The sequence below is a fragment of the Flavobacterium sp. genome (genome assembly GCF_035760125.1).
Classification (GTDB): domain Bacteria; phylum Bacteroidota; class Bacteroidia; order Flavobacteriales; family Flavobacteriaceae; genus Flavobacterium.
Genome location: NZ_DASTTN010000170.1, coordinates 1 through 4,947 on the forward strand (window position 1 = coordinate 1; position 4,947 = coordinate 4,947).

The 4,947-nt window shown below is 35.5% G+C and carries 4 protein-coding genes; 3 read left to right on the top strand and 1 reads right to left on the bottom strand.

Going from position 1 to position 4,947, the window contains the following annotated elements; translation table 11 throughout:
- The first annotated feature begins 55 nt into the window (after positions 1-55).
- Complete coding sequence (locus tag VFS71_RS06575; protein WP_326400116.1) at positions 56-1,105, top strand: proline iminopeptidase-family hydrolase; 1,050 nt, start codon at positions 56-58, stop codon at positions 1,103-1,105.
- 137 nt (positions 1,106-1,242) lie between these two features.
- Here the strand turns inward: VFS71_RS06575 and VFS71_RS06580 are convergent, their stop codons facing one another.
- Complete coding sequence (locus VFS71_RS06580) at positions 1,243-2,055, bottom strand: hypothetical protein (protein WP_326400117.1); 813 nt, start codon at positions 2,053-2,055, stop codon at positions 1,243-1,245.
- Positions 2,056-2,532: 477 nt separating this feature from the next.
- Between VFS71_RS06580 and VFS71_RS06585 the strand changes: the two genes are divergently transcribed.
- Both VFS71_RS06585 and VFS71_RS06590 read left to right on the top strand, forming a co-directional pair.
- The gene (locus tag VFS71_RS06585; RefSeq protein ID WP_326400118.1) at positions 2,533-3,012 is read left to right on the top strand and encodes a MarR family transcriptional regulator; all 480 of its coding nucleotides are present in this window, start codon (positions 2,533-2,535) and stop codon (positions 3,010-3,012) included.
- A gap of 140 nt (positions 3,013-3,152) precedes the next feature.
- The coding region (locus tag VFS71_RS06590) for a 3-hydroxyacyl-CoA dehydrogenase/enoyl-CoA hydratase family protein (RefSeq protein ID WP_326400120.1) at positions 3,153-4,947 on the top strand (1,795 nt) is incomplete at its 3' end.

The window sequence follows — 4,947 nt, forward strand, 5'->3', positions numbered from 1 at the left end:
TCTTTTTTTGTATTTAAAAACTTCTTATCTTCACTGTAATTTTAAAAAAAATCTCATGAGAATCAAAATCTATACTATGCTTTTCATCAGCCTCTTTTTGATTGTAGGCTGTAAAGAAAAAACTGAAGATACCATTAAAGCCAATTATCTTGACTTTTCAAAAAGAGATGATCAATTTACCGGCGGTATCAAAATGATTCCGATTACCACTCCGAAAGGCACGTTCAAGGTTTGGACAAAAACAATAGGCAACAATCCAACTATCAAAGTACTATTGCTTCACGGAGGTCCAGGTCTCACACATGAACTGTATGAGTCATTTGACGGCTATTTCCCGAACGAAAGTATTGAATACATCTATTATGATCAATTAGGTTCTTATTACAGCGACCAGCCTAATGACAATAGTTTGTGGACCAATGAACGATTTGTGGAAGAAGTGGAACAGGTTCGAAAAGCATTAGGCTGTGACAATACTAATTTTTATGTTTTGGGGCAATCCTGGGGAGGAATCCTCGCAATGGAATATGCTTTGAAATACCAAAAGAATCTCAAAGGACTGATTATTTCCAATATGATGGCGAGCGCTCCTGCTTACAACAAATATGCCGAAGAAGTACTTGGACCAAAACTTCCAAAAGCTGTTTTTGACCAAATAAAAACATTTGAAAAAAATAAGGATTATTCCAACCCAAAATACACTGAACTACTATTCAAATATTACTATACGGAACATATTTTAAGAATGCCTGTTGACAAATGGCCGGAATCCATAAACAGAGCTTTCAAACACATCAACCCGAATGTGTATGTGTATATGCAAGGCCCGAGTGAATTTGGGATTACGGGAGATGCCTCTTTAAAGGATTGGGATGTTACTGCCCGACTTAAAACAATTACCGTTCCTACTTTGGTTATTGGTGCCAAATATGACACTATGGATCCAAAACATATGGAATGGATGTCTAAAGAAGTGCAAAACGGACGATTTTTATATTGCCCAAATGGAAGCCACCTTTCACAATATGATGACCAGAAAAACTATTTCAAAGGGGTAATCCAGTTTTTGAGGGATGTAGACAGTGGGAATTTTAAGAAAGGGTAATAAAAATCAATTTACCTCATTAAACAGAAAATCACGACTATCTAATCGTGATTTTTTGTTTTTGTTTTCATACATTATTCATACACTATCTATGCTTTATCTATGCCTTAGTTATACTGTTTGTTCTAAAAACACTATCAAACCAAAAAATCCGAAAGTAATCGTTGTTTGAATCGGTCAATGGGTTTCAAATCAACGTTGGTATCTCCATTGAAAATATCAAAAGGATCGTCCAGACCGCTAATCAATAAATACAAATAGCAAAATAAAAACGTAATGGCAGAGGTCACCAAATAATCGGCAGATGGGCTTTTGAATTTGGTAATCAGCAAAAGAGACATCACTATAAACAGAATGCTTTGGAGTAATGTATATGCCGGTTTGATAAAATTATTTCTCGAAATCGAATACGCACGCGTAAGCTGTTTTCGCATCGCGTTGGTGTTTTCCTGTATACCTTTTATAGCTTCTTTATCTACACCTCTTTCGGCAAAATAATAGGCTATTTCATTTGATTTTCGAATTAACGGAAAGATAACCGTAGAATCTTTACCGCTGGAATAAATCCACGAAATAATACCATCGGTAATGATAATCATTTCTTGTCGCAGAAAAGTGCTGTTCAATTCTTCCTTACATAAATCGGAGGTTCCTGTTCTAGGAGCTTTGAAAGCCAAGTAAATCCAATCTTTTATAGCTTCCAGATTTGAAGCCACTTCACCGGGAATCTTTTCACTTTCTTTAAAATCGGTCATCGTTGCCGCCAATAATAACCCAAATACAAAAAAAGCTCCCGTGAAAATTATCGTAATATCAGACAGCTCTATCAAATCATGAAAATCCTGCCCAAAAAGAGAAAGGTTTTTGAAAATAAAATTTTTGATTCCCAAAATAATAAATGCGGCAATAAGTGATTTTAGAATTATAGTTCGGTTTGATATAAACTTCATGATTTGTATTTTTTTCGGGTAAAGTAAGAAAATAAAGTGAGTAACCAATCACATTTTGGATACACAAAAACGACTATTTCATTTCTTTTTTTCCTGAATGAAAACAAAAAGCAAAATTTCTCCCTTTAGCCCCGATAGAAGTGAAAATCATTATGTGCCGTCTCGTCCCAAAAGGCGAGAGGCACATAATATTGCAACAGATAGCGGGACGATGTTTCCTGAAAAAGCCAAATCTTTCTTCTCCAAAACTTTATAATAAAATTCATATGATATGCACTGCGGATAGTCATCTTATTTCAAAATCAAAAAAACATCATTTTTGTTAAAACAAGAAAATACTGCGCACGCATAATATTTACCAAACTCCTTATTTTAAAGGAGTTTTTTATTTATATTTATAAAAAAATAAAAAAAAATAAAATTTATTATGCATGCATAGTATTTTTTTTATTACATTTGAAAACGATATAGTAAAATATGAAAAACAAAACAATAGATTATATCCTAAGAGCAACTTGGCAAGCCGTATCCAGAATGTACAACGAAGAAGCCAATAAATATGACGCAACAATGGCAACTGGATTTGCCTTATTAAGCATCGACAGAGAAGAAGGAACACCTTCAACGGCATTAGGACCAAGAATGGGAATGGAAGCTACGAGCTTGACCAGAACACTAAAATCGATGGAAGAAAAAGGCTTGATCACCCGAAAGAAAAATCCAGAAGACGGCCGTGGAGTTTTAATTTATCTAACAGAATTTGGTAAAGAAAAAAGAGAACTTTCGAAGAATACTGTTTTGAAATTTAATGAATCTGTAAGACAACATGTCTCGGAAGAGAAGATAAACAATTTCATAGAAGTCGCAGAAATTATCAACGAATTAATTCAGAATAAAAATATATTCAATCAACCAGAAAACAATAATGATGATAGCGCCAAGATTCAGAATCATTAAAAATTAATGAAGAATGGCGATAACATATTCAATTTAAAAAAAATAGTAACTAAGTATGAAATCGCCATGACAGCAGTTGTTGCGAATACCAATGAAGATCTGGCGATACCATATCTCCAAAATTTAAATATTATCAATATATGAAACGCACCATTAAAAAAGTAGCAGTAATTGGATCCGGAATTATGGGTTCGGGAATTGCTTGTCATTTTGCCAACATTGGAGTCGAAGTCTTGCTTTTGGACATTGTCCCAAGAGAATTGACTGATGCCGAAGCCAAAAAAGGGCTAACACTTGAAAGTAAAATTGTTCGCAACCGTGTGGTAAACGAACATTTGGCCAACTCATTAAAATCGAAGCCATCCCCTATTTACAGTCAAAAATTCGCAAGCCGAATCACAACTGGAAATACTACGGACGATATGGCTAAGATTGCCAATGTAGATTGGATTATAGAAGTGGTTGTGGAGCGTTTGGACATCAAAAAATTGGTTTTTGAGCAAATTGAAAAATTTAGAAAACCGGGAACTTTGGTAACATCAAACACTTCTGGTATTCCAATTCATTTCATGAGCGAAGGACGTAGCGAAGATTTCCAAAAACATTTCTGCGGTACTCACTTTTTTAACCCTGCGCGTTACTTAAAATTATTCGAAATTATTCCTGGTCCGCAAACTTCTTCTGAGGTTTTGGATTTCTTAACCATATACGGAGAGAAATTCTTGGGTAAAACTTCGGTTGTTGCCAAAGATACTCCAGCATTTATCGGAAACCGTATCGGTATTTACGGAATTCAAAGCTTGTTCCACTTGGTAAAAGAATTGGGATTGACTATTGAAGAAGTTGATAAATTGACGGGACCGGTTATTGGTCGCCCAAAATCGGCTACTTTCAGAACTGTGGATGTAGTTGGATTGGATACTTTGGTACATGTTGCCAACGGAATCTATGAAAACTGCCCAACAGACGAACAACACGAATTATTTAAACTTCCTGATTTTGTCAACAAAATGATGGAAAATAAATGGTACGGAAGCAAAACAGGACAAGGTTTCTACAAAAAAGTGGACAAAGATATTCTTTCTTTGGATTTGGATACTCTTGAATACCGTCCTGCCAAAAGAGCTTCTTTTGCTACTTTGGAATTAACAAAAACAATTGACAAACCAATCAACAGATTTAAGGTTTTAGTTAAAGGAAAAGACAAGGCAGGTGAATTCTACAGAAAAAGTTTCTCTGGAATGTTTGCATATGTTTCCAACCGTATTCCTGAAATATCTTATGAATTATACAAAATAGACGATGCTATGAAAGCTGGTTTTGGATGGGAAAATGGTCCATTCGAAATTTGGGATGCCATTGGTGTTCAAAATGGAATCGAAATTATGAAAGCCGAAGGTCTTGAGCCTGCAGCTTGGGTTACTGAAATGTTAGCCTCTGGAAGTAAAAGTTTTTACACTGTAAAAGAAGGAGCTACTTATTTCTACAATATTCCAACAAAATCACAAACTAAAGTTCCTGGTCAAGATGCATTCATCATCCTGAACAACATTCGCGAAAGTCAAAAAGTTTGGAGCAATAGCGGTGCTATCATTCAAGATTTGGGAGACGGAATTCTGAATTTAGAATTCCAATCCAAAATGAATACTATTGGCGGTGATGTTTTAACTGCGATCAATAAAGCGATAGATTTGTCCGAAAAAGAATATCAAGGTTTGGTTATAGGAAATCAGGCAGCGAATTTCTCTGTTGGTGCCAATATCGGAATGATATTCATGATGGCGGTGGAACAGGAATACGATGAGTTGAATATGGCCATCAAAATGTTCCAAGACACGATGATGCGCGTTCGTTATTCCTCAATTCCGGTTGTAGTTGCGCCTTACGGAATGACATTTGGCGGTGGTTGCGAAATGAGTTTGCACGCCGATAAAG